22 protein-coding genes are annotated in these 24,674 nt (G+C 62.2%); 10 read left to right on the top strand and 12 right to left on the bottom strand.

The genetic code is table 11. The features are described 5' to 3' along the window. Nucleotides 1-191: 191 nt before the first annotated feature. Nucleotides 192-1,085: a LysR family transcriptional regulator gene (locus NKI66_RS16260; RefSeq protein ID WP_352752243.1), complete on the bottom strand. Its 894-nt coding sequence runs from the start codon at nt 1,083-1,085 to the stop codon at nt 192-194. Between the two features lie 102 nt (nt 1,086-1,187). Here NKI66_RS16260 and NKI66_RS16265 point away from each other — a divergent pair, with 102 nt between their 5' ends. Beyond that, a complete protein-coding gene (locus tag NKI66_RS16265; RefSeq protein WP_023813354.1) occupies nt 1,188-1,946 on the top strand; it encodes an SDR family oxidoreductase in 759 nt (252 codons plus the stop codon). 54 nt (nt 1,947-2,000) lie between these two features. Beyond that, a complete protein-coding gene (locus NKI66_RS16270; RefSeq protein ID WP_023813355.1) occupies nt 2,001-2,213 on the top strand; it encodes a tautomerase family protein in 213 nt (70 codons plus the stop codon). Between the two features lie 274 nt (nt 2,214-2,487). Here NKI66_RS16270 and NKI66_RS16275 read toward each other — a convergent pair whose 3' ends face one another. Beyond that, nucleotides 2,488-3,399 carry a transcriptional regulator GcvA gene (locus NKI66_RS16275; RefSeq protein WP_128304584.1) on the bottom strand — a complete coding sequence of 304 codons (912 nt, stop codon included), beginning with the start codon at nt 3,397-3,399 and terminating at the stop codon, nt 2,488-2,490. A 216-nt stretch (nt 3,400-3,615) separates the two neighbouring features. Here NKI66_RS16275 and NKI66_RS16280 point away from each other — a divergent pair, with 216 nt between their 5' ends. After that, entirely contained in the window at nt 3,616-3,798 is a 183-nt protein-coding gene (locus NKI66_RS16280) for a DUF1127 domain-containing protein (protein ID WP_128304585.1), read from the top strand. Beyond that, nucleotides 3,795-4,685, top strand: coding sequence for an NmrA family NAD(P)-binding protein (locus tag NKI66_RS16285; protein ID WP_128304586.1), 891 nt, complete (start codon nt 3,795-3,797; stop codon nt 4,683-4,685). The genes NKI66_RS16280 and NKI66_RS16285 overlap by 4 nt, the downstream gene beginning before the upstream one ends. 296 nt (nt 4,686-4,981) lie before the next feature. Here the strand turns inward: NKI66_RS16285 and NKI66_RS16290 are convergent, their stop codons facing one another. Then, nucleotides 4,982-6,637 (bottom strand): acyl-CoA synthetase, encoded by a 1,656-nt coding sequence (locus NKI66_RS16290; RefSeq protein WP_352752247.1) that lies wholly within the window; start codon nt 6,635-6,637, stop codon nt 4,982-4,984. 324 nt (nt 6,638-6,961) lie between these two features. Here NKI66_RS16290 and NKI66_RS16295 point away from each other — a divergent pair, with 324 nt between their 5' ends. Next, nucleotides 6,962-8,056 carry a KamA family radical SAM protein gene (locus NKI66_RS16295; RefSeq protein WP_352752249.1) on the top strand — a complete coding sequence of 365 codons (1,095 nt, stop codon included), beginning with the start codon at nt 6,962-6,964 and terminating at the stop codon, nt 8,054-8,056. Nucleotides 8,057-8,065: 9 nt separating this feature from the next. On the opposite strand, the gene NKI66_RS16300 is transcribed toward NKI66_RS16295, so the two are convergent. From NKI66_RS16300 to NKI66_RS16310, 3 genes are read right to left on the bottom strand one after another with little or no spacing between them, the layout of a single operon-like run. Beyond that, entirely contained in the window at nt 8,066-8,707 is a 642-nt protein-coding gene (locus NKI66_RS16300; RefSeq protein WP_352752251.1) for a 4'-phosphopantetheinyl transferase family protein, read from the bottom strand. After that, nucleotides 8,707-9,192 (bottom strand): GNAT family N-acetyltransferase, encoded by a 486-nt coding sequence (locus NKI66_RS16305; protein ID WP_023813363.1) that lies wholly within the window; start codon nt 9,190-9,192, stop codon nt 8,707-8,709. Before NKI66_RS16305 ends, NKI66_RS16300 begins: the two co-directional genes overlap by 1 nt. After that, on the bottom strand, nt 9,189-13,313 hold the full coding sequence (locus NKI66_RS16310) for a Pls/PosA family non-ribosomal peptide synthetase (RefSeq protein WP_352752254.1): 4,125 nt from the start codon (nt 13,311-13,313) through the stop codon (nt 9,189-9,191). Before NKI66_RS16310 ends, NKI66_RS16305 begins: the two co-directional genes overlap by 4 nt. A 259-nt stretch (nt 13,314-13,572) precedes the next feature. On the opposite strand from NKI66_RS16310, the gene NKI66_RS16315 reads away from it, so the two are divergent. Next, nucleotides 13,573-14,181: a BA14K family protein gene (locus NKI66_RS16315; RefSeq protein ID WP_352752256.1), complete on the top strand. Its 609-nt coding sequence runs from the start codon at nt 13,573-13,575 to the stop codon at nt 14,179-14,181. Nucleotides 14,182-14,278: 97 nt separating this feature from the next. Beyond that, a complete protein-coding gene (locus tag NKI66_RS16320; protein WP_128305741.1) occupies nt 14,279-14,626 on the top strand; it encodes a DUF2934 domain-containing protein in 348 nt (115 codons plus the stop codon). 592 nt (nt 14,627-15,218) lie between these two features. Here NKI66_RS16320 and NKI66_RS16325 read toward each other — a convergent pair. From NKI66_RS16325 to NKI66_RS16350, 6 genes are all read right to left on the bottom strand, one after another. Next, complete coding sequence (locus NKI66_RS16325) at nt 15,219-16,172, bottom strand: DMT family transporter (RefSeq protein ID WP_352752258.1); 954 nt, start codon at nt 16,170-16,172, stop codon at nt 15,219-15,221. Between the two features lie 135 nt (nt 16,173-16,307). Next, nucleotides 16,308-16,670, bottom strand: coding sequence for a hypothetical protein (locus tag NKI66_RS16330; protein ID WP_352752260.1), 363 nt, complete (start codon nt 16,668-16,670; stop codon nt 16,308-16,310). A gap of 292 nt (nt 16,671-16,962) precedes the next feature. Then, the gene (locus tag NKI66_RS16335; RefSeq protein WP_352752262.1) at nt 16,963-17,559 is read right to left on the bottom strand and encodes a 7-cyano-7-deazaguanine synthase; all 597 of its coding nucleotides are present in this window, start codon (nt 17,557-17,559) and stop codon (nt 16,963-16,965) included. Continuing rightward, entirely contained in the window at nt 17,556-18,761 is a 1,206-nt protein-coding gene (locus NKI66_RS16340) for a PfkB family carbohydrate kinase (protein WP_352752264.1), read from the bottom strand. The genes NKI66_RS16335 and NKI66_RS16340 overlap by 4 nt, the downstream gene beginning before the upstream one ends. Next, nucleotides 18,758-19,099 (bottom strand): hypothetical protein, encoded by a 342-nt coding sequence (locus tag NKI66_RS16345; protein WP_352752266.1) that lies wholly within the window; start codon nt 19,097-19,099, stop codon nt 18,758-18,760. Before NKI66_RS16345 ends, NKI66_RS16340 begins: the two co-directional genes overlap by 4 nt. Before the next feature lie 14 nt (nt 19,100-19,113). Beyond that, complete coding sequence (locus NKI66_RS16350) at nt 19,114-19,926, bottom strand: endonuclease III domain-containing protein (protein ID WP_352752268.1); 813 nt, start codon at nt 19,924-19,926, stop codon at nt 19,114-19,116. 519 nt (nt 19,927-20,445) lie between these two features. Between NKI66_RS16350 and NKI66_RS16355 the strand changes: the two genes are divergently transcribed. The 3 genes from NKI66_RS16355 to minC all read left to right on the top strand — a co-directional run bounded on the left by NKI66_RS16355 (nt 20,446) and on the right by minC (nt 24,625). Then, nucleotides 20,446-21,840, top strand: a complete 1,395-nt coding sequence (locus NKI66_RS16355) for a hypothetical protein (RefSeq protein ID WP_352752270.1) — start codon at nt 20,446-20,448, stop codon at nt 21,838-21,840. Nucleotides 21,841-22,032: 192 nt separating this feature from the next. Then, on the top strand, nt 22,033-23,589 hold the full coding sequence (gene dgt, locus NKI66_RS16360) for a dGTP triphosphohydrolase (protein WP_352752272.1): 1,557 nt from the start codon (nt 22,033-22,035) through the stop codon (nt 23,587-23,589). A 226-nt stretch (nt 23,590-23,815) separates the two neighbouring features. Continuing rightward, nucleotides 23,816-24,625, top strand: a complete 810-nt coding sequence (gene minC / locus NKI66_RS16365; RefSeq protein ID WP_352752274.1) for a septum site-determining protein MinC — start codon at nt 23,816-23,818, stop codon at nt 24,623-24,625. The last annotated feature ends 49 nt before the right edge of the window (nt 24,626-24,674 follow it).

Genomic DNA, 24,674 nt, shown 5'->3' on the forward strand with positions numbered 1-24,674 from the left:
CGCCGCAATGTCCAGTCCAACAGACGGAAGGTGGCGCGCTGAATGGCAGCAACCGGCTTTGGGACGATTTTCGTGAAACTTCGGTTATGGATCAAGTGCGCTCATTCGCTTTTGTCCGCTTTTGGACCGGAACGGCCTCAGCCCGTGGCGCGCTTCCCGAGAAAACTGTTCACATTTTTCCTGGAATTGCCCTAGAGATCGGCCTCGGCGAAGATGTGCGAGGCCCAGTCGAGGAAGACGCGCAGGCGTGGCGAGAGCTGACGGTTCTGCGGGTAGAGCGCCGACAGCGGCGTTGGCGATGGCGGATAGTCGGCCAGCACCTCGACGAGCGTCCCATCCGCCAGATCCTTTTCGAAGCGATAGCGCGGCGCCTGGATGAGGCCGAGGCCAAGCCGCGCCAGATCGGCGGCGGTGTCGGAATTGTTGGCGGCGACGCGGCCTGGCAGCCGCACCTCACGGATATTGCCGGCGACGGTGAATTCGAACGGAAGGGTCTCGCCAGTGCGCGACGAAACAAAGCCCACCGCCTGGTGACCGTCGAGCGCATCGGGGGAGGCGGGCGTGCCGTGGCGTTCGAGATAGCCAGGGCTGGCGCAGGTGATCTCGCGGATGACAGCCAGCCGCCGCATGATCATGCCGCTGTCGGGTAGCTCGCCGACGCGGATGACACAGTCGACGCCTTCACGCACGAGATCGACCAGCCGGTCGCTTTGGCCGATCTGCAGGTCGATTCTGGCATAGCGGTCGAGGAACTCCGGCAGGCGCGGCAACAGGAATGTGCGGGTGAGCAGCGTGCTGGCGTCGATGCGCAGCAGCCCGAAGGGCTCCGCATTGCGGAAGGCGGCTTCGGCATCCTCGATTTCGGCCAGGATCGACAGGCAGCGCCGATAGTAGGCTTCGCCGTCCTGGGTGGCGTTCACCTGCCGCGTCGTTCGTTCCAGAAGCCGCGCGCCGAGATGCTCTTCCAGTCGCCGGATGGCTTCCGTCGCCGTTGAACGCGGCAGGCCGAGATCGGCTGCGGCAGCGGTGAAGCTGCGCCGCTCCAGAACGCGAACGAAGAGCCGCATCGTGTCCAGTCGATCCATGGCCTTTGTTCGCAGTTTCCGAATAGTGATGTCAATAGGTGGCTGATTATCCGGAAAGCCGCCCGACCTATATCCGTGTCACCAACACACGGAGAGACTTCCATGACATCCAATCAAACAGATACGGGTGGCCAAACCAGAACCGCGATCGTGACCGGCGCCTCCAAAGGCATCGGCGCCGCCATCGCACAGCGGCTCGCCCGCGACGGCGTCGCCGTCGTCGTCAACTATGCACGGGGCCGCGCCGAGGCCGAAGAGCTTGTGCGCAGCATCGAAGCCGGCGGCGGCAAGGCGATCGCCGTTCAGGCCGATATCGCCGATCCGAATGGGATCGCAGCGCTGTTCGACGCCGGCGAGAAGGCGTTCGGCGGCATCGACATCCTCGTCAACAATGCCGGCGTCATGAAGATGTCGCCGATGGCGCAGACCGACGATGCTTCGTTCGACACGCAGATCGCGATCAATCTCGGCGGCGTGTTCCGCGGCATGCGGGAAGGCGCGCGCCGGCTTCGCGACGGCGGCCGCATCGTCAACTTCTCCAGCAGCGTCGTTGGCCTCTACCAGCCGGGCTATGGCGTCTATGCCGCCACCAAGGCCGGCGTCGAGGCGATGACCCACATCCTGGCCAAGGAGCTTGGCGCGCGCCGTGTCACCGTCAACGCGGTGGCGCCCGGGCCGATCGAGACCGCCCTGTTCACGGACGGCAAGAGCGAGGCGCAGATCGAGGCCATCGGCAAGATGATCCCGCTCGGCCGGCTTGGCCAGCCCGACGACATTGCCGGGCTGGTCTCGTTCCTCGCCGGACCGGACAGCTTCTGGGTCAACGGACAAATCATCCGCGCCAATGGCGGCGTCGTCTGAGGCGTCGCCGACCGCTCCACCCCGAACCTGAAACTCCACAGAAAGGAAAAGATCATGCCATTCGCCAACATCAAGTTACCGCAAGCAGCGCTCTCCAGGGCGCAGAAGGAAGACCTCATCCATCGAACGACAGCCATGTTCGTCGACTTTTTCGGCGAGGGTGCGCGCCCCTTCACGATGGTGCTGGTGGAGGAGGTCGCCGACGGCGGCTATGGCCGGGCCGACGAAGTGTTCGTCGTGCCGGAAGTTTTTCGCGCAAAGGAGTAGTGCCGGGCCGACCTCCTCTCCCGACTTCGTGAGGCGAGGAACTCCAGTCTAGTAAAGTTTGCGCCAGAACCCCCACCCGGACCTCCGGTCCGACCTCCCCACAAGGGGGAGGTAGGGAGCCCAGCTTTTCCGCATTTCCAAAAAAGGCGCTGTTCGGCAGGCGGGCAGGGCGCCTTCCTCACCCTCCCCCTTGTGGGGAGGGTCGATGCGAAGCAGCGGGGTGGGGGTCTGCGCGGCGCTGCAGCGCTTGGGTTTGCAAGCGTAGACCTCCGCTTCAATCGCCCTTCGTCGCGCCAATCCAGTCGGCCGCCACTTCGGCAAACAGCCAGTCGCGGAACGCCCTGATCTTTTTCTGGCGCAGCGCGCCGTCGCGGTAGACGACATAGTAGCGCGAGGCGGATTTCAACGCGAGATCGAAGGGACGAACCAGCCGCCCCGCCGCAAGGTCGGCCGAGACCAGCGCGCTTCGGCCGAGCAGCACGCCTTCGCCATGCACCGCGGCCTCGACGGCGAAGGTGGCGGAATCGAAGCGCACGCCGCGCTTCGGATCGACATCTGCCACGCCGGCATGTTGCAGCCATGTCGCCCAATCGATGCGAAAGGCATCATGGATCAATTTGTGATGCCTGAGATCCGCCGGCAAGCGCAGCGGATGTTCGCCTTGCAGCAGTTCCGGGCTGCAAACGGGGAAGACCTCTTCATCGGCGAGAAATTCCGCTGTCACTCCGGCATAGCCGCCCTTGCCGTAGCGGATGGCGATGTCGATGCCGTCGCTGACGAAATCGGAAAGCACGCCGGAGGTCGACAGCCGCACGTCGATATCGGCGTTGGCGCGGTGGAAACGATGCAGCCTCGGCACCAGCCAGCGGCCGGCAAAACCGTCCGAAGTGCTGACATTCAGGATGCCTGTCGTGCGGTCGGGCGTGGCGGCGATGGTGGCGGCGGCGATCTGGTCCAGCGCCGTCCTGACTTCCGATGCATAGGCGGCGCCCACCGGCGTCAGGCGAACGGACCGCGTTCCCCGATCGAAAAGCTGGATGCCCAGCCTGTCCTCGATGTTGCGGATTGCGCGGCTGACCGCGCCATGGGTGACGTTGAGTTCAGCCGCCGCCTTGGAGAAACTCAGATGCCTGGCGGCGGCCTCGAAGGCGGGCAGGGCAGTGAGGGGCGGTAGTTTGCGCGGCATGATCCACCTGTGAGCGTTGCTCACAAATCCTGCACAAAGAGTCGTTTGTCGTCCAGCCCAGAAATGTTCAATCTGTTGGTGTAGCAGCGCATGCAGATCGGATTCTCCATCTCACCGTTGCGCTGAACGACCAGAAACAATGTGAGCAATCGTCATGCTCGTCCTCCGCGGACGGCGTCGGCACGCTTGCGCCTAGGCAAATACAGGAGACGGACAATGAACCCGACCTTCGAATCCATCGGCGCCGCGATGAGCGGTCTTGCACTCAGAACCGCTGCAGTCGTCGAGCGCCGCCGGGTGCTTCGCCGAGTTTCACGCTTCTCGAATCCTCGCTTGCACGACATCGGCTTCGAGCGCGACTGGGACGGTTCCATCCTGCGCAATGGGAGGGCGATATGACCAGCACCCTGATCATCGGCGCGACGGGGCTGCTGGGTGGCGAGATGGCGAAGGCCAGCGCAGGCAATGGCGATCGCCTGCACGTTCTGGTTCGTCCGGCAACAGCCGGTAATGAAGAACGGCTGCGTTCGCTGAAGGAGCTCGGCGCCAAAATCCATGTCGGCGATCTCGACGACTATGACAGCCTTGTCCGCGCCGCCGGTGCGGTGGATCGCGTCATCAGCTCGGTGCATGTGGATTCGGCCAGCGAGATGACGCTGGTGCGCGCGCTCAGAGATGCCGGCGTCTCCCGCTATGTACCTTCCGCCGGCTTCGGCCTCGACTTTGCCGCCGCTGCACCGGGCTCGGTTCCGCCGCTCGACCTCAAGCGAGCCGTGTTCGACGCGATCAGGCAAGCGGATCTGCCCTATACGGTGATCTACACCAACGGCTTCTTCTCGACCTGGGTGACGACGCTGGGCGACCTGATGCGCTTCGGCTCGTCGCCCTTGCCGTCCGAAGAGGTGACGCTTTATGGCGACGGCAATGTGCCGGCGACGTTTGTCAGCGAGAAGGACATCGCCGCCGTCACCTTGCGCGCGTTGAACGACCCCAGTGCCATCCGCAGCGAGATCCGCATCGCCCAGAACGAGATCACCCAGAACGAAATGATCGATCTGTGGCGCCGGGTGAGCGGCCGCTCGCCGCGCATCGTGCCCCAGAGTGCGGCGGAGCTTGAGGCGATGATCGCATCAGCCCCCTGGCTCGGACTGCTGCGGGCGTTTTGGATACGCGGTGAGACGGCGCTCGAAACGGCCACGCCGGAAGCCGGCGCGCTCTATCCGGAGCTGACGTTCGAGACCATCGAGAGCGCCTTTGTGGCGATGGCGGGCACCGCTGGGCGGTAGGAGCAGAAGCGCGGCGGCGCAACTGCCGATCTCCCCCACTTGTGGCAGGGCTATCGCATATGGAATTCCTGAGATGTCTGCCCGGCACGGACCCCCACCCCTAACCCCTCCCCAAAAGGGGAAGGGAGACTTCCGTTGGCGCTGACCCAGAAGCATCGCCTGTCTTTTCGGCGCCAACAAGAATTAAAGACACGCGGCAGCATTCCCTCCCCCTTGTGGGGAGGGTTAGGGTGGGGGTTCTTCTTCGCAAGAATCCATATGCGATAGCCCTGCCACAAGTGGGGAGATCGGCAGCGTCACCCCTTCCGCTTCTCCACCTCGGCCTTCCTCAGCAGGAACCGCTGGATCTTGCCGCTCGGCGTCTTCGGCAACTCGCTGACGAACTCGACTTCGCGCGGATAGGCGTGGGCCGAGAGGCGCTTGCGGACATGCTGCGCCAGTTCCTCGGCCAGCGCCTCGCTGCCTCGAAAGGCGGGCGCCAGAACGACGAAGGCCTTGACGATTTCGGTGCGCTGCGGATCGGGCACGCCGACGACCGCTGCCTCGTTGACCGCCGGATGCTCGAGCAGCGCGCTTTCGACGTCGAACGGGCCGATGCGGTAGCCGGCCGAGGTGATGACGTCGTCGGCGCGGCCGATGAAGGAGATCGAACCGTCGGGCTCGAACTCGACCGTGTCGCCGGTGCGGTAATAGCCACCCGCAATGGCAGGGGTTTCGGCCTGATGATAGCCGCCGAACCAGCGCAGCGGCGAGTTGGCGATGTCGACGGCGAGAATGCCGGGCTGGTTGGGGCTAAGCTCGTTGCCGGCCTCGTCGAGCACGACGACGCGGTAGCCCGGCATGGCAAAGCCGGCCGAGCCGTGGCGTACGGGGTGCGACAGGCCGTGATGGTTGTTGACCATCATGCCGTTCTCGGTCTGGCCGTAATAGTCGTGGATGGCGGCGGCGAGATGAGCGTCGAACCAGCGGATCACCTCCGGGTTGAGCGGCTCGCCGGCGCTGCTCACCACACGCAGGCGGCCCTTGACGCGGGCGGCGGCCTCGGGTCCTTCGGCCAGCAGCAGGCGGAAGGCGGTGGGCGAGCCGGCAAGGCTGGTGACGCCGAGGCGCTCGATGATGTCGTAGGTGCTCCTGGCGGTGAAGGCGCCCTCGTTGAAGGTCGTGGCGATGCCAAGCAGCAGCGGGCCTGTTATGGCGTAATAGAGGCCGTAGGCCCAGCCGGGATCGGCGATGTTCCAGAAGACGTCGGCGGGCCGCAGCCCGATGGCATCGCGCATATAGGCGCCGAAGGCCAGCAGCGCGCTGAGCGGCACCGGAACGCCCTTGGGGAAACCTGTCGTGCCCGAGGTCGACATCATCATGAACAAATCGTCGCCCTTGCGCATCACCGGCTGGCAGTCAGGCGAGGCGGCGGCGAAGTCGGCGCGGAAATCGATGTCGCCGGCCGGCAGGGCTTCGCCTGGGGCAAGGATGGTTGCAACCCGAGGGCAATCCTCCACCTGGTCGAGTTTGCCGCGATTGGCAATGTTGGTGACGACGAGCTTCGCGCCGCTGGTCTTCAGCCGGTGGTCGATGGCCTTGGGGCCAAAGGCGGTGAACAGCGGCTGGTAGACCGCGCCGATGCGCCAGGTGCCGAGGATGAGCGCCACCAGTTCGGGAATGCGCGGCAGCATGCCGGCGACGATGTCGCCGGAGCCGACGCCAGCCGCTTTCAGCATGTTGCCGACGCGCGCCGACATCTCCTTGAGATCGTCGAAGCTGAACTCCCGCAGCTCGCCACCGGCGGAGATGGCGCGCAGCGCCAGCCGGTTCTGGCCGGTATGGCGATCGCAGCATTCGATGCAGGCGTTGATGCCCGTCGCGGGATCGCCGTGAAGTCTTGCGATCTCATCGTCGATGCGAAAGCGTGCAATGGCATCGGTATAGCGCGGCAGCGCCGGTGTATTGGTCATGGCAGTCCTCCCTGGCGGCGCCGCATCTCCCCATGCGGCGCTGTCGGGTGCGAGCTTGCCCGAAATTGTGGTTGTGGTCGATGCGGCGAAAGTTGGTGGGTGGGAAGGTTGGTGCTTGAACACCCCCCTCTGCCCTGCCGGGCATCTCCCCCGCAAGGGGGAGATCGGCGCCTCAACGACATCCAATCTCCCCCCTTGCGGGGGAGATGTCCGGCAGGACAGAGGGGGGTGTGAAGGATCACAGCGCTGACAATCTGCGTGGTTGACCTAATCAGTCATCCAGCGGATAGGTCCGGCCCAAATATACCCGCCCGAGAAACTCCGATGACCACAGACACCAAATTCCACCCCGACACCGCCTGGCAGGCCGAAATTCGCGCCGGCGTGCGCCACGTGCGCGATCTGGCGTCCCTGCCGTTGTCGCCAGCTGAGCGCGCGGCGGCGCAAGCGGCGGCGGTGAACCACAAGGTGCGTGCGCCCAAAGCCTATCTGGACCTGATCGACTGGAACGACCCGGCCGATCCGATCCGGGCGCAGGTCATCCCCTCTCCGCAGGAACTGGAGGAGGTGGAAGGCGAACTCGACGATCCGATCGCCGACCATGAATTCAGCCCGGTGCCGCGATTGACGCATCGCCATGCCGACCGGGTGCTGCTGTTCCCGACCTATCAATGCGCCGTCTATTGCCGGTTCTGCTTCCGCAAGGAATCGCTGACCGCGATCGGCCGCGGCTACACGCGCCAGGCGCTGGAACCGGCGCTGGCCTATATCGCGGATCACCCCGAAATCCGTGAGGTGATCCTGACCGGCGGCGATCCGCTGTCGCTGCCCGACAAGGTACTGGCTGAAATCTTCGCGCGCATCGAAGCCATTGCGCATGTGCGGCTGCTGCGCATCCATACGCGCGTGCCGGTGGTGCTGCCGTCGCGCATTACATCAGGGCTCGTCGCGGCGCTGCAGGGCCGGCTGATGGTCACTGTCGTCACCCATTTCAACCACGCGCGCGAGATCACCGACGCAACCGAGGCCGCCTGCCGCACGCTTCGGCAAGCCGGCTTCGTGCTGCTGAACCAGAGCGTTCTGCTCAAGGGCGTCAACGACAGCATCGAGGCGCTGGAAGAACTCTGCCGCGAGCTGATGTACCGCCTCGGCGTCAAACCCTACTACCTGCACCATGGCGACCTCGCGCGCGGCATGGCGCACCGACGCACGACGATCGCGCGGGGACAGGCGCTGACTGAAGCGCTGCGGGCGCGGCTGTCGGGCATTTGCAACCCCGTCTATGTGCTCGACCTGCCGGAAGGCGGCGGCAAGGTGCCGATCGGGCCTTGCCATGTCGAGGGACGGGACGGCGAGAACTGGCGGCTGCGCGGGCTCGATGGCGAGGTGAGGGCGTATACGGAGATCGTTGGCGAATAGGGCTGCGCGCTACCGCGCGTTTTTCTCGACAAATGCCAGCACCACCACGCGCGGGGCAACGCAATAGGCGAGGCTGGCCTTGCGGCGCGTCTTCGTCATTGCGCGGCCTGCGTTCAGGTCGATGGCGATGTCCTCATAGCCCAGCACCTCGCGATCGAGCGGATAGACGGCCTTGTAAACGGCTTCCTTGGCGGCAAAGAGGATGCGGCCGGCAAGATGCCGGTCGGCTGCGTCCGTGCGGTCCGCGGGTGTTGTCACGAGCGCCAAAATGTCATCCGGGAGAGGCTGCGCGGGCTCGACGTCGATGCCGAGCGAGGCGATATCGCCAATCGGTGCAATCGCCGCCACGGCCATGTCGTCGTCGTGCGCGAGCGAACCGGTTATTCCGTCAGGCCAGACCGGCGCGCCGGTTGGCGAGCGCAAGATGGCGACGTCGCCAACGCCAAGCTCCGCCAGCAGTCCGTGCGCGATCCACCGGGCCGCGCCGCTGGCGCGCCGCATGCCAGGCTGACGCGCGGGGATGGAATGCGCTTCCCCAGGCAGCAGATGGGCGTCGTCGCCGTCGCGGATCATCCGGCATCCGATCCGGACTCCCGATGGTGCGATGGCGGCGATCGCTTCGGCCAAGGCGATTTCCTCGGGCAGCCGCATCACGGCTCGTGCGTCCGGGCCGGCAAAGCGAGATCGGCGATCATTTCTCCGTCCTCGTCGAGCCCTTCTTCGACGAAACCGGCGCTGCGATAGAGATTTCGCGCCGCATCGTTCTCCGGTTCGTAGCAGATCGAGACGTGGCTGATGTGGCCGAGCCCCTGTATTTCGACCAGCACTTCGAGCAGTGCGGCCTTGCCGTAGCCTTTGCCCTGAGCGGCGCGGTCGATCATGAAGCGATAGATGCGTGCCTCGTCGTCATCCTCCGGCGCCTCGTACATCAGGAAGCCGACAACACGATCGCCAGCCATGACGACGCGTGGCCTCGCGTCTTCGTCAGTCCCGGCTTCTTCCAGCGAGTCCGCATTGCCGGCGACGAAATCCCTCTGCTCCAGCGCGAGTTCCAGGGCCATGACCTGGGCACGGTTGGCCTCGGTCACGGCAACGAGACGGATATCTCCGGTGTTCAAGCCGATGCCCTTCTTCAAGCCGATGCCCTGGCCGATACCTTGGAGCCATCGTCGGTGATCGGCTCGACGAAGCGGTGCAGCTTGGCCGGGTTGCCCCGCCATATGGAGTTGGGCTCCAGCTCTTCGCCCTTCATGACGAAGGAGTCGACATCGACCACCGAGCCTTCGCCCATCACGACGCCGTAATGGACAAAGGCTGAAGGTCCGAGCGTGCAGCCCTTGCCGATGCGGATGAAGTCGGACTTGAAGGCGCCTTCCTCCAGCGAATGGGCCTGGATGACGCAGCCTTCGTTGAGGGTCGCGTCGTCGCCGATCTCCACCAGCGAGCGTTCGGTGAGGTTGCTGCCGCCGTCATAGACACGGCTGCCGATCTTGACGCCCAGCATGCGCAGGATCATCGGCCGGAACGGCGTGCCGGCGAACAGCCGCACGATCGGCGAATCCGCCAGCTTCCAGTGGCGTTCGTGGCGCCAGAACGTGACGTCGTAGATCGTCGTCATCTGCGGCTTCAGCCGGCCGAAACCAAGGCTCGCCCGTTCCACGAAGATGTAGAACGGAATGGTGATCGCCGAGGTCAGGAGCACGGCGACGAACAGTGCGACTTCGGCCCATTCGGTATAGTAGTTCAGCGCCCGGTCCCAGATCGCCAGCGTGGCGAACAGCATGACCCATTGCGTTGCCACGAACAGCAGGATCGTCACCAGATTGTGGCGGTTCTTCAACGGGATGCGCCGGCGCCGGTCGTCCTCGTCGATGCCGGCGATGAGTTCCTTGTCGCGGTTCACCATGCGCGGGATTTCAAAGGCTGGCGAACCCAGAAGCCCGACATTCTCGCGCAGCGGCCCGTCGATGGGGATCATCACCTTGGTGCCGAGCAGGACGTTGTCGCCGGTGCGACCGTCCGGCGGATAGTAGATGTTGTTGCCGAGATAGTTGCGCTCGCCGATCCTCGTCGGCTCGAGCCTGAAGGCGGCGGCGGATTTGTGCATGTTGATCATGAACAGCCCGTCCGACACCATGGTCTCGGTGCCGATCTCGCACAGAAGCGGGTTTTCGTGCTGCTGGTTGGAGCCGAAATTGGAGCCGGTCTGCACCACCTTGTTGAGGTTCCAGCCGATCGCTCGCATGTAGTGCACGATCGCCGAGCTGTCGCCGGCCAGCAGGCCGAGCACGCGGGAGTTGCTCGAGAATTCGGCGACAGTCTGCAGCCAGTAGCGGAAGCCGTACAGCGTGTAGGTGCGGCCGGGCTTCAACAGCAGGCTGACCAGGCGCGGCACCAGCGTCGCCGCCAGGAAGGATGCGGCCATGTAGCCGAACAGCGTGACCGTGGTGCCGATCGCGACGACGCCGATGGTTTCCTGGTAGTCGTCGCCGACGTTTTCCCAATAGCTGTGGAATAGCAGCGGCAAGGGAGTGACGATGGCAAACAGCCCGATCAGCTGAACCGCTTCGAACAGGAAGCGCCGGATGTTGGAAGGATCGACATTGCGCACCTTGCAATAGTCGGCCGTGGTCGGCACAGCCGGCGAGCCATGCCAGCGTTCGCCGTCGGGGATGCTTTGGCCGCGGTGCAGCGAGGACGAATGGCCGAGCTGGGCGCCATCGCCGATCCTCGTGTCGATGTCGAGCGTCGAGCCGACGCCGACGAAGGCATCGCGGCCGATGGTCAGCGGCCCGGTGTGGATATAGCCGGACTGCGCCCGGAAGCCGAGGATCATCGATTCCTTGCGCAGGATGGTGTTGGCGCCGATCGAGATGAGATCCGTGCAGACGGGCACGGATTTCGATTCGATGACGGCGTTCTTGCCGAGCCTGGTGCCGAGAAGCTGCAGATAGATGCTGTAGAGCGGGCTGCCGCGGAACAGCACGACCGGCGCGGTGCGGATCAACGTCTTGACCACCCAGAAGCGGAAGTAACGCACGCCCCAGATGGGAAACGCCTCCGCCTTCCAGCGGCCGACCAGCACCCATTTGGCGATAACGGCAAAGCCCGACATGCCGAAGAACACGGCGGCCGAAAGTGCCACGCAGCGCAGATACAGCTGCAGCGGATCGTCGAGCGCGTCATACATCCAGTTGAGGCCGTCATTGACCGCCCACAGGGCGCCATAGCTGTAGAGCGCGTAGAACAGCAGCTGTGCGGCGCCGCAGGTCCAGTAGGCAAGATTCGAGGCCCGGCGGGTGAGGACGGGCTCGTTGGTGGCCGTCGTCATCTCGTCCGCCACGCCCAGGTGAAGCGCCAGGCGCGCCACGGTCGGGTGGAGATAGATGTCGCGCATCGACGCCGTCGCCCATTCCTTCCTGGTGCGCAGGCGCGCGCAGAAATGCGCCATCAGCAGCGAGTTGGCGCCGAGATCGTCGAAGAAATTGTCCTCGACGGACACTTCTTCGAATTTCAATACGGCGGCCAGTGCGTCGGCCAGGAAACGCTCGTCGTCATTGGCGGGCGCGACCATGGCGCGATCGCCCGAAAGCCGCACACTTGTCGGCTTCGGCAGCTGGCGCAAATCCACCTTGTTGGAAACCGTCATCGGGATCGCCGGCAGTTCCTCCAGATAGGAGGGCACCATGTAGTCGGGCAGGCGCCGCTTCATCGTCCTGGCGAGGTCCGCGCGCGAGATCGCCGATTGGCCGGCCTTTGGAGCGTAATAGGCGACGAGTTCGACGCGGCCGGGCTCGATCTCCCAGGTGGTGACCGCGGCCTGCGCGATTTCGGGCTGGTCGAGCAGCACCGCCTCGATCTCGCCGAGCTCGATGCGGTAGCCGCGGATCTTGACCTGGGTGTCGATGCGGCCGTTATATTCGATCTCGCCCTGGTCGTTGATGCGGCCAAGGTCGCCGGTCCGGTAGATGCGCTTCGACGGATTGTTCGGCAGGCCGACGAAATCGGCGATGAATTTCTGTCCGGTCAGGTCCGGCCTGTTGAGATAGCCGACCGCGAGCCCGATGCCGGCAATGCCGATCTCGCCCAGTTCGCCCGGCTCGGCGAGCTGCGGCAGCGAAGCGTCGAGGATGACGATGGAGTAGGTCGGCAGCGGCGCGCCGATGGTGACGGGACTGTCCGGCGTCAGCGCGCCCATTGTAGCGGTGACGGTCGCCTCGGTCGGCCCATAGGTGTTCAGGATCTGCCGCCCCGGCTTCGACCAGCGCACCACCAGATTGTGCGGGCAGGCCTCGCCGCCGACCAGCAGCGTGCGCAGGCTGGGCACATCCGATGTCATCGACGACAGCAGCGTCGGGCTGCAGGCGATGCAGGTGATGTCATGGAGCCGCAGGAAATCGGCCAGCTCCTCGCCCACCAGCGGCATCTGGCCCGGTGCCGGCACCACCGTGGCGCCGGCGACGAACGGCACCCAGATCTCTTCGGAGGAAAAGTCGAAGGCGATGGTCATGCCCTGGTAGACGCGATCGCCCGGCCGGTAGCCGTAGGAGGCGGCGGCGACGCGGATGAAATTGACGAAACTCTGGTGCTTGATGACGACGCCCTTGGGCTTGCCTGTGGTGCCCGAGGTGTAGAGGATGTAGCAGGTGTCGTCTGATGAAGCGGCCTTCGCATTCGGCTTCAGCGGCGCGCCGGACTCTTTGGAGATCTCGGCGGCAGTGCTGTCGATCAGCAGATGCGGGACCGGCAGCTGGCCGGCCCGCGACGCATAGGCGGCGATGGTGACGATCAGGCTGACGCCGGCGTCTTCGATGATGAGCGCCATCCGCTCCTCGGGAAAAGCGGTGGCCAGCGGCACGAAGGCAGCACCTGCCTTCATCACGGCGAGCAGCGCGACATAGGTCTCCGCCGAGCGGTCGAGGATGAGCCCGACGCGGTGGCCCGGTCGCACGCCGCGCTTGACCAGCAGGCGGGCGAACTGGTTGGCCCGGCTGTCCAGTTCACGATAGGTCCAGACACGCCCGTCGGAGATCACCGCCGGCAGCGCTGCAAACATTTCGGCGAGCTGCTCGAAGACGGTGTCGAGCCGCTCGCCGGGGAGGCCGTGCCGGGCAAAGTCGGCGCCCGTCAGGATCTGCCCGCGCCTGGCTGTCGCGGGGGCCGTTTTTACCAGCGCATCGACATCTGCCGGGCCGCTTTCCAGCCCCGATCGTTCCGCGTCCAGTTCGGCGATGTCGACACCGTGATCCATTTCCATACTTTCCCGTCCAGGCCGGGCATCGCCCGGCACGGCCATTTTTCCAGTTGTTGTGGGATGCTTATGCCATCCGATCTTTTCGCCAGTTTTTCCGAACTGTTGAATATTGTTTCTGAACTGTGTCTGGGCGCTCTTTTGAGCCTCCCTTGGCGGCTCTCCCCGGGCGCGCTCGGCGGCACGCGAGGGCGTGCACCCGGCGTTTTTCTGGAACCAGCCTTGAGGCCCCGCATTCTATGAGCAGGGACTTAAGGAGCGTGTGGTGAAAGCGGTTTTGGGACTGGTCTGCGGCTTCGTGCTGACCCTTGCGGTCTTCGGCAGCGGACTGGGCTTCGCCGCCTGGCTGCTTGCCGCGAAGCCGCCGCGCCAGGCAACGGCCACCGTCAGCGTGGCGGAGCTGTGGACCAAGAAGGCGCGGCCGGTGAACAAAGCCGGGCAGGGCCTCGAACGCCTGCCGGCCAAACAGTCCGCGCCGCCCGACATCCCCGCCAAACCGCAGGAAACACCGCCCGACCCCACCGTCACCGGCGCCATCGCGCCCAAGACGACCGGATTGCCGCCTCCGCATCTCGCCTGGTGCGCCAGCCGCTATCGCTCCTACCACCCGGACGACAACAGCTATCTCTCCTACAGCGGGCAGCTGCGTCGCTGCGTCTCGCCCTATCTCGAGGCGGCCGCTCAGGGCGCCCAGCCGGCTGCCGGTGATGGCGACGAAAACGGCGCCGGCCTGGGCGTCTACGTTGCCGACGATAGCGGCGAAGCACTTTCGGCCGACCATGTCGATTACTGCTTCAGCCGCTACCGCTCCTATCGCCCGGAAGACAACTCCTACCAGCCATACTCCGGCGGGCCGAGACGGCAATGCCAGTAGAGCCCGCGCGCCGCAGGCAGGCGATCCGATCGCGGGGATTTTCCGGAGCGTTCGCATTGGCGCGGCGTTCAACCCTGACCCAAAAGGAGGACTGACCATGAGCGACGACCGGGACGACAGAATTCGTGAGCGCGCCTACCAGATCTGGGAACGGGAAGGCCGCATGCAAGGCGACCCCGAACGGCACTGGCACCAGGCCGAGGCCGAGATCGACCGCGAGGCGGCCCTGCCGCTGACGGCGGACGATGCGCTGCCTGAAACCGGCGAGATCGCCAGCACCGATGTGCTGGAGGTCGAGGCGCTGGCGGTGCGCACCGGCATATCGGGCGACGAGGCACAGGAACTGCTCGACCGCTTGGGCAACGACCGCGCCGCGGTGGAGCAAGCCGCCCGCAGCCTCAAGGCCAAAAGGCGGCGAAACCCCGATGAGGGACTGGCCAAATGATCGACAGCTAAAGGACGGAAATACCGGCTCCATTCACTCAAGAAGGGCGAAAACGGCGACGCCTCATCATCTTCGGCTCTGTCGCCAATCTTTTTCCTTGGCCAGAGCCTTGGACTGGTCGTGAGCACGGCCCGCCAACGCGGCTTCTCGAAACGCTCAGTTGCGACGGGCTGGTCGGTCATCACTTGCGCTGGACCGCGAAAGCGAAAGCCCGCGCCTCTGGCGGAGGACGCGGGCCGATCGGACGGCCGATCTTCGGCAGGCGATGGAGGGCACCACCTGCCGCACAGATCAACAATTAGCTATAGCTAATGTTCCGTCAAGCTGGATCTGAATTTACTTTCGTTCGAATGTCGGCCTCCACCGCAATTGCGCGCTGGCTGTTGGTCGGGAATGCACGGGTCCGGCGGGCAGCTGGTGCTGACGTCGATAGGAATTTTTTCTTGACGGGTGAGGGCAGCTATGCTACATTTCTGCCTATGGTGCTGATTTGCGCCAGTGACCCGCCGCAAAGGCGAGTTTTTTGTTGACCCGCCGCACAGTCGTCACCCGCAAGATCTCTCGCCCGCAAGATCTCTCGCCCGCAAGATTTCTACGCCGCGCGTGGTTCGGCCGGCCTGGGCTTGACCATTGTGGCGAGGACGATGCCGGCGACGATGAAGGCCGCATCGACCAGATCGTAATCGTGCAAGCCCTCGCCGAGCAGCAGATAGGCGAGCATGGCCACGAACACCGTCTGCAGGTAGAGCAGCATGCTGGCCCGGCTCGCGCCCAGCGTTTGCACGCTTTTGTTGTAGAGATAGTACATCAAGGCGCCGCCGGGGCCAGCCAGATAGGCGAGCGCGAGAAGGCTGTGGAGGTTCATGGCGGAGCGTTCGTCGTTGAACAATTCCCACAAATGGAAAGGCAAGGCGACCAGCGCACCGGCGCCGAGCAGCAGCACGACCATCGGCAGGAGTTCGATGCCGAATTTGGCACGGCGCAAAAGCACGGTGTAGAGGCCCCAGCAGAACGCGCTGCCGACGATCCACAGCTCGCCGGCGTTGACCTTGAGTTGCAGCAGCGCCGTCAGGTTGCCATGGGAAACGATGAAAATCATCCCGGCAAGCGCAACCAGCGCGCCAAGCGACTTCCACAGCCCGAGCGGCTCGCCAAGCACGAAACAGGCAAGCACCATCGTCATGACAGGCGACAGCGCCATGATGATACCGGCCGTGGTGGCGTCGGTGTGGTTGAGGCCGTGGTAGATCATACCCTGGCACAGCGTCAGGCCGATCGCCCCCACGGCGACGACCTCCACGGCGCGCGTTCGCAAAAGCCCGATCATCGCGTCATGATGACGGTGCACGATCGGCAGCAGGATGGCGCAGGCAAGCGTCAGCCGCCAGAAGCAGAGGCCCCAGGGCGGCATTTCAGGCGCCACCCATTTGGCCGCAATATAGACACCAGCCGAAAGCAGCCAGCACAGGACGGCGGCTGGATAGCCGGCCAGGGAGGGGCCGGCCACGGGTTGCGCGGCTTGATGCCCTATCGGCATTGCCTGCATGTCATGCCCCCTTCGATGACCTCGGCCGGACGGGGCAACATAACCTGTGTCGTCGGGTCATGCATCCGTTTTGAGAGCCGCTAGGCGATTACTGGCTACGGCATCTTCGTTCGCAATCGCCGGCGGAGATTCAAGCTAGCTGCTGAGTTGTACAGCGCCTACGGCGAGGAAGCGGTCCTCTGAAAAGCCGATCGTCTTCAGGTAGCTGTTTCCCGCGAACCCTAGGATAGTGCTTTTCAGGCCCAGCCATTCAGCAACTAGGCAAAGCGTTGCGCCCAATGCCCCTGAATCTCGCCAGGCCAAGCTTTCTCCGTGTTGGTATGCTGCATCTACTTTGCTGGTGTCTGCGATCAGTCGCAGCGTGCACCCGGCGGTCCTCCCCAAAACCGCCTCCACGTCCTTGCCGTTCTGCTTATGCGCTTCGGTGGCGGAGGTGATCAGTGCGAATGCATGACGAGCCGGAAGATAGATTCGCGGATTGAGGTCACCGTGATTCATCTGGCATATTATCTGAACCGCATGGAGCCCGCCCGCTGATGGCGCTCTACGCCACTCGATCGGAATACCTGCTCTGCCTATGCCCCGATTGTGAATAGTTCTGCAGGCGTACCAGAGTAGCCTCTCGACATCGGGCCAGCTTAGCCCCGAGCCGACCCGTGAGCGTCGGCTTTCCAACACTTCGTGGAAAAGCTTTCCGTCAACAATCTGCGGAACTGGCAGTGCCTCTATGACTGCACTAGTGGGCAACCATGCGCTCCAGTCGCCCGGGACTGTGCGTGGCACCGGTTCGTCAGTGAGGAGTCCAGCCAAGAGCAGACCATGTGTTGTAATGTTTCAGGCAACCTCTACACCGCCCGCAGGCGTAGTTGCCGACGTGGCACGAATGAGACCAGGCAAGGGTACCTTGGTCGATGCCTGACTCCTGCACCAATTCGACAGCGTTCAGGTTGATCGCAGGAGCTTCGACAGTGATACCGCCTTCCTGTAGAGTCATGAGATCCGAGGCCCCCTTAATGAACTCCGCTCGGCCATCAGCATGAACTCCGTCAGTGGCCAAGGCGCCGATCAGCAGGCGAGACACCCCACTTCGCACCGCCGCCATCCCCGCCAGTGTGATCAGCAGTTGATTCCGAAACGGCCACCACTCCGAGACCGGTGCGACTGCCGATGGAGCGCTGCCTGCCATGTCGCCGGACCCAAGCGCGGAGCAGTCCACGCGAACGATTTCATGAGCGATACTGAGAAGTCGAGCAACCTGTCCAGCGGCCTCAATCTCGGCGTCAGCAGGTTTCTGCCCATAGTCAATCGTAATGGCAACATCCGGTCTTTTCCACCAAGCAATGCTGACGGAATCCATGCCGCCGGACAAGAGCAATGCCGTCTTCACGTAGGAAGACTCCAGATCGCCTTGTAGACGGCGGTGACGAAATCTTTTGCGATGATTGCGCCGGATCCAACGAACATTTTCAGGTCTTCTTCCTTCTCATTCTCGGCCAACGCGACGATCGGAATGCCCTTTTTGTTTGCATATCCCACTTCGAACACTGTTCCGGGATCCATGCCATTGAGGATAGCAAAAACGACGTCACAACTCTCCAATCCCAATAGATCCGCTGGCGCGACGACATCCGCCTTGCCTGGCCCGATTTCATGAACCGGGGAGAACACCTGTGCGCCAGCATCGATCAGTGCGAGGCGTGTCTCTTCGACAAGCCATCGCTGCCCGAGATCGAAGAACGGTGCAGCCAGGTAAATCCGTCCTTTGCCTGGCTTGATCGGCGTCGCACTTCCTGCTCTCAACCCAGCAGCATTGGGAGGAGGAAGTGTCCGCTCATTGCAGTACCAGGCAGTTGCGCGCGACGCCAAGTCGGCGGCCTCTACGGCTTCTATCCCCTGTATGGCCCAAAACCCTGCAAACGTGGAAGAAAAGACGTCGCCGGAGCCAAGCTTCCAAACGGTGTCGGACGCGTAAAGTGGTACTGGGTGCTCAGCGTCGGGCGTAACAACAAGAGCGCCCATCGCGCCCATTTTCAAGACAACGACTTCCGCATCGTCGTGCTCGAATAACCAATCTGCGCCGACCCTCGGATCGTCGCTTCCGGTGATGGAGAGCAACTCCAATCGATTGAGCACCACAGCAAGCCTTGCAGCCGATGAGCCGTTCTCTCGAAACGCCCTTGCGTGAAACGCGGATTGCGGATCATATACGGCTACTCTTGCCGATACGACGACGTCGGCTTCCACCATCCCGTAGCGGATGACGACATCGTTCTCGACCACTAGATTTGGGAGTTTTCTTAGGATCACAGGCGCTGGCGTTATGGCCGGCACAGCCAATGTATGCACATAGTCGAAGGTGATCAGTTGTTCCGTCTCGACGAGATCAAGCTCAACCTCGGCAAGCGACGCCTCGAACGCGATCCTATCTTGCAACTTCCTATTGGCATAGCCGTGCAGCCGCACGCGTCCGCTTGCGAGTTGCGCGATAGTGAAGGCAGCACGACCGGCCGAGCCATACACCTGATCCCAGGCGGGTTGCAGGCAGCGCTCATGGTACACGCCGCCTACGACCGTAATGTCGCGGCTCAAACGGGAGCGACCCTGACGGTGTAAACACCGCCGACAATCGAAAGAATCTCAGCCTTGTAGTTCACAGCCTGCTGTACGATGCAATTCATCACCTGCAGGTAGCCGAAAAATGTAAGTGAACCGCCGATGCTTCCGCTGGAGTCCATCACCGCTAGGGTAGACGAACTTCCCGTTGGAACGACTATGACGTCCAGGACGTCACCGACATTGAGTGGTCCTAAGGCCGAAGCCTTTGGGCTGTTGATTGGGGCTTCGTAGCTTCTGCTACACTGGTCGATCCCGTCACCGATGGCAGGTCCCAGATCGCCACGACCGCTGCCGCCGCCACCACCGCTCATTATTCGCCTCCCGCTTAATGCGGGTAGACTGGACCTCGATTCTGATAATTAATCAATGTCTGAATCACACGCGGATGAACGCTTCGCATGATTTTCCACATTACAGCATCGAGTATTGACGCTCGAACGCCTATTGCCGAGCTGAAATTAAGATATTTTCTCTCCAAGCCGAAATAGTCCGTGGCCGGATTTGCCTTAGCGGGAAACACGCCAATCTGAGAGCAGGCGCGAATGATGTGAACGTCCAGTATGGCGACGTTATCGCTGCGGCGTCGATTGCGTACAACCCACGATGCTGTTTTGGGGCCGACACCCGGCAACTGGCATAGACTGTCACGTAGCTCTCGGTCGGCAAGAGACCCCTCATCAATAGTCGACAGGCCGGATAAGCATCCATGGAGATAGCGGGCACGTTGCTTGGCGAAACGGTAGTGAACGGTTCTTCCGCGAACCGATAGCGGTTCGGATAGCAACGCCTCAGCCTCGGCAAGGGATAGTCCCGCTCCATTCTTTTGCAGGTACTCGCGAACCCGGTCGTAGGCTGCAAGACCGACTTCCGCCGGCGCTCCATGTCCGCCAAGCAGACAGGCCACCACCTCTTCAATGAGCGTCTCTCCAAGCCCGGGCTTGTCCCGAATGTCGATCATCTCCATCCACGCCTGCGTTGCCCAGAATGCTGGCGTGAACACAGCCGCGAAATTTCCCCACGGCACCGACGGCATAACCTCTGTATCGGCATCTGGAAGGTTAAGGAATACCGGCTTCCCGTCCCTCAGCGATATCACCTGTTGCATCTTTTGGATCCGAATTGTATTCATATTATTCATAAACTTTTCCGATGAAGACGACAAGTGCAAACTCCATGATCCTGGATGAAGTTCGAGATGCGATGGGCCGACTTCGGATCGGTCAGTCCAAGGTTGCGTCCTCGTGTGGCTATACGCAATCCTACATCAGCAAAGTTCTGAGTAAGCGTGCAAAAATTACAACGAAACTGGAGCGAAAGCTGGTTGTTTGGCTTTCCGGGTTGCCCGCAAAGGATGAAATTGCAAGTGAGGAGGTGGAAGCCATTGTTCGCCGCCTAGTGGCAGCGGAGCCGGATCGGAGAATGCATATTATGCATATCTTGAGAAGCCTCGCGGAGATATCCTGATGAATGATTTCTTCGCAGGGGTACGGATTGTGATGGGGCTGCGACATCAAGCTGCGGCCTTTCCACACGTAAAAGCCCCAAGTGCTGGTCCAGACCGAACGAAAGGCGCTAAGGTAGCTAGCTACGCCTTGCCGCTAGTCCCATGATGGGCGGACATAACGAACAGACTGACATGCCAAACCGATCGAGTGACATGAGTGAACCACGGTCAGCTTTCCGCAAGGATGCTGGACTCGCTTATCTTGCAGATGCCTTCAACGTCGCGCAGTTCGTCAGTTTCGCGCCAGGCTACGACGGCCCGGTTCAGCAATTTGCCCGCATCGCTGACTTTCCGCCAGATCATCGGTTCAGAAGCGTCGAGGACGCTGTTGTCGCGATGTTCGCGAAAAGCGTCGAGGGAACGCTCAATGTCCGATCCTTCAACGAGAATCAGCCTCAAAGTGCCGAGTTTCTGTATGGCCTTTCCTCGCCTGATCACGTGGTAGCCGCCGTCATGCGTCTTTCTGCTGATGGTTGGTACACAATCGTGAATGAGACGATCGACGTTAGCGACGGTGGCGTGTCTGGGGTTATCCTCGGCAATGTCGTCGAGTTCGGTCCCGACGTCACGCCGCGGGGCGTAGAGAAAGCCGGGTTCGCCGCCTTGCCCACGTTGTGGGCGCAGCAGATGTTCCAAATCGTCTACGGGTTCGGTCCTGACTTTGCCGCCGCACGCAATGCCCGTCTGGAATTCAGTCTTCACCCAAGACCTCGCGGCTATCGCAGCACTCACGCCATCTACTGGGAGTTCGGCCAGCAGGAACTTCTGCATGCTTCGGACATTCAGCCCCGATGGCCGAACGGGTTCTCTCGGATGGTGGGAGACAAAACCTATGGTCTGCTCATCGGCCATCTTGCCGGTGCGCCGGTTCCTCGGACGACCGTGATCTCGCGGCGCGTTGCGCCGTTCACTTTCGGCGAAAGCACCGGCTCTGGTGAAGTCTGGACGCGGACATGTCCGATGGAGCAGATACCTGGCCGCTTCACCACGGTTCGTGGCTGGCACGATCCGTTCAAACTGCTGAGTTCCGAGGATCCTGACCACCAGTTCATCGCTTCCGTCCTGTCCCAGGAAGGCGTGGCCGCTGAGTGGTCAGGCGCGGCACTTGTCGATGCTGACGGCAGGTTACTGGTCGAAGGCATCGCCGGCACTGGCGATATGTTCATGCTCGGCGAGGTTCCGCCCTCGCCATTGCCGACGCAAGTTTTTGAAGCTGTCGAAACACTCTATCAACGACTTTCAGCTCAACTGGGACCTGTCAGGTTTGAATGGGTCTACGACGGAAGAACGGCGTGGCTAGTGCAACTGCACAGCGGGCGTAGCGTTTCGTCCGGATCGACAATCGTTCCAGGTGATGCCGTGACGTGGAAAGTTTTTGATGTCCGTCTGGGCTTGGACGCGCTACGTAAAGCCATCGAATTGATTCCTGCTGGTCATGGGCTTCTGCTCGAGGGGGAAGTAGGCCTGACAAGTCACATCGCCGACGTAGTTAGAAAAGCTTTCGTCCCGACGCGCCTGAGGGCGGGCGGTGGCGCCGGAAGCGATTGACCTATGCGCGAAAACGGAACATAATGGGAACACTCAAAGCCGCACAGTATAAACAAGAAACAACGTGAAGGGATTGGATGATGGTTTTGACCTCTCTTGAAAATACCCGTAAGAAAGCTGAGTCACAGCTCGGAATATTGAAGGAGGCCTTGCGCCTCCGCGCTGAGCACCAGAAGGAAAATCGCGGATACTATGGTGAAGCCGAGCAAAAGCACAGCGGACCCGGGCAGGTCAAACAAGCCAAAACAGCTGTATAACAAAGAAAACGACGAGCGGCGTGAGGTTCAACGCGATGACTCCCACGCCGTGCCATGGCGAAACAACTACACACGCGATTACGGTCGGATAATTCACAGCGCGAGCTTTCGCAGACAACAAGGGAAAACCCAGGTTTTCCCGAGCCGTGAATCGGATTTTTTCAGAAATCGGCTGACACATTCGCTCGAAGTCGCGCAGATTGCGCAAGGCATCGCCGAGCGGGTTACCCACGCATATGCCGAGAAATTAGGCGCTGAGATCAACGGACGCATTTGCGCCACTGCGGGCTTGGTGCACGACATTGGCCATCCCCCGTTCGGACATAACGGAGAGCGTGCTCTCGACGCGGCCATGCGGAAATATGGAGGTTTCGAAGGCAACGCTCAGACCTTCAGAATTCTCACAAGACTTGAAAAGAAAGAACGTTACGACGATCCGATGGGCGGCGACAACAGGGCAGGGCTGAACCTTTGCCACCGAACTCTCGCTGCTGTGCTGAAATACGACAAGTGCATCCCACCAATCCGTGGTGACAACGAGAAAATCGTCAAGGGCTATTACACGTCCGAAGCCGAAATTGTAAAAAGCGTGACGAAGTCCATTCTCGGGGACTACAAGCTCGTTGCGCCTGCCAAGTTCAAGACGCTAGAATGCTCGATAATGGATCTGGCCGATGACATCGCGTATTCGGTCTATGACTTGGAAGATTGCCTAAAGGTTGGTTTCCTCACAGCAGCAGAAATAATCGCGTCCGAAGAGCCCCTGCTTAGCAAGGTTGCTCAGCGTGTTTCAGAAGAAATGAAACTGGATCCGCCAATCGGCTACGGTGCGGTTCTTGCTGCCCTTGTCGACATTTTCGCTAGCGTCTTCAAGCCAACCGAGAGCAAGGAAGACCCGACTGGCGCCGAAGAAAAAGCAAGTGACAAGCAGGGGCCGCCGCATGGCGGTACCTCGACGGATGATAAGCCGGCAAGCATCGCAGGCGCGCTGTATGACGCATCGGAGACCAAAGACCAGCAGTTCGAAGATTTCATTGGCGCCTATCGGGCATCTCGCCTGAATAGTGAAGACGGTTATGAGCGCACAGCGTTCTCATCCGAGCTTGTACATAGGTTCATTTCGTCGGTCGAACTCGAATACAATGCCGACTGTCCTGCTTTGAGCACCGTAAAATTGCCATATCGGGAACGGCTCCAGCAGGAAGTTTTGAAGCAATACACGTTCGAAGCGGCGATCTATGCGCCCCGGGTGAAGATTGGGGAATACAGAGGTTACGACCTGGTGAGGGACATTTTCGACGCGCTGATGAGCGATCGGGGAACTATTCTGATGCCGGCCGACGTACGGGAACGCGTACGGACAGCACCAAACGTTGGTGTAAAGGCAAGAGATGTGTGCGACTTCGTCGCCGGGATGACGGATCGATATGCGATGGAATTCTGGGCGCGTCTGAAATCCGATTCAGCCGAAAGCATGTTTAAGCCGATTTAGGCTGAAGGCATTGGTGCGAAGCAGCCGACAGAATGGTGGCGAGCGAATTTGGCGCCATCTCACCTGTGCTGGTTCGTGGCGGCTGTACGGCCGTGCAGCGACCGCAACTGGCGTTTAGCCGACCTTCCAATTTCTCGCACAGTTGCCGAGCTGCCGCCGCCTCGCATTAACCATTCGTTAACCATCCTCCCGCTAGCGTTTACCTCTCAGTAAGGATTCGCCAGCCGTGACCTTTGCCGCCCCCCTCGAGGCCAAATCCATTCGTTTTCGTGCCCGCTCTTTTGTCGCTTTCACGTTGACTCCGGAGGCGCCTTTGGACGTGTGGCTCGAGGGGCTGGATCACTGGATCGGCAACTCGCCGGGCTATTTTGCCGGGCGGCCGGTGGTGCTTGATCTCAACACCTTGAAGCCCGATGTCGCCGCGATCGAATCGCTGGTCGACGTGCTTGGCCATCGCGGCATTCGTGTCTACGCCATCGAGCTCGACGGCCACGCCGCACTCGCGCCCAACCTGCCGCCGGTTCTGGTCGGCGCCAAGGAGGCGACGACGGATGGGTTGCTGCCCCGCGAGGCGCGGGCGGAGGGTTTCGACAAGGCCGAGGGCAGGGCGCCTAAACAACTCGCGGACGCGGGTAGCTCGGCCAAGGTCGGCGACGGCAAGGCTGACGCAAGCAAGGCGGGCGATAGCGAGCCGCAGGTTGAAGCTTCGGGCACGCTGATGATCAAGGCGCCGATCCGCTCCGGCCAGGCGATCGTGCATCCGCATGGCGATGTCATCGTGCTCGGTTCGGTCGCTTCCGGGTCGGAGATCATCGCGGCGGGCTCGATCCATGTCTACGGCACGCTGCGCGGGCGCGCTTCGGCGGGTGCGCTGGGCAACAGGGGCGCGCGCATCTTCTGCCGCAAGAACGAGGCGGAACTGCTGGCGGTCGATGGCTGGTACGTCACCGCCGAGGAGATGGAAGGTGTTTCGCGCGGCAAGCCGGTGCAGGCGTTTCTCGACGGGGACGCGCTGCGGGTTTCGACGCTGAGCTGACTTCGACCGGGCGGCGAGGGCCGCTCGACCAAAAACAAATGAACAACAA

The organism is Mesorhizobium sp. M0518, assembly GCF_040321125.1.
Taxonomy (GTDB): domain Bacteria; phylum Pseudomonadota; class Alphaproteobacteria; order Rhizobiales; family Rhizobiaceae; genus Mesorhizobium.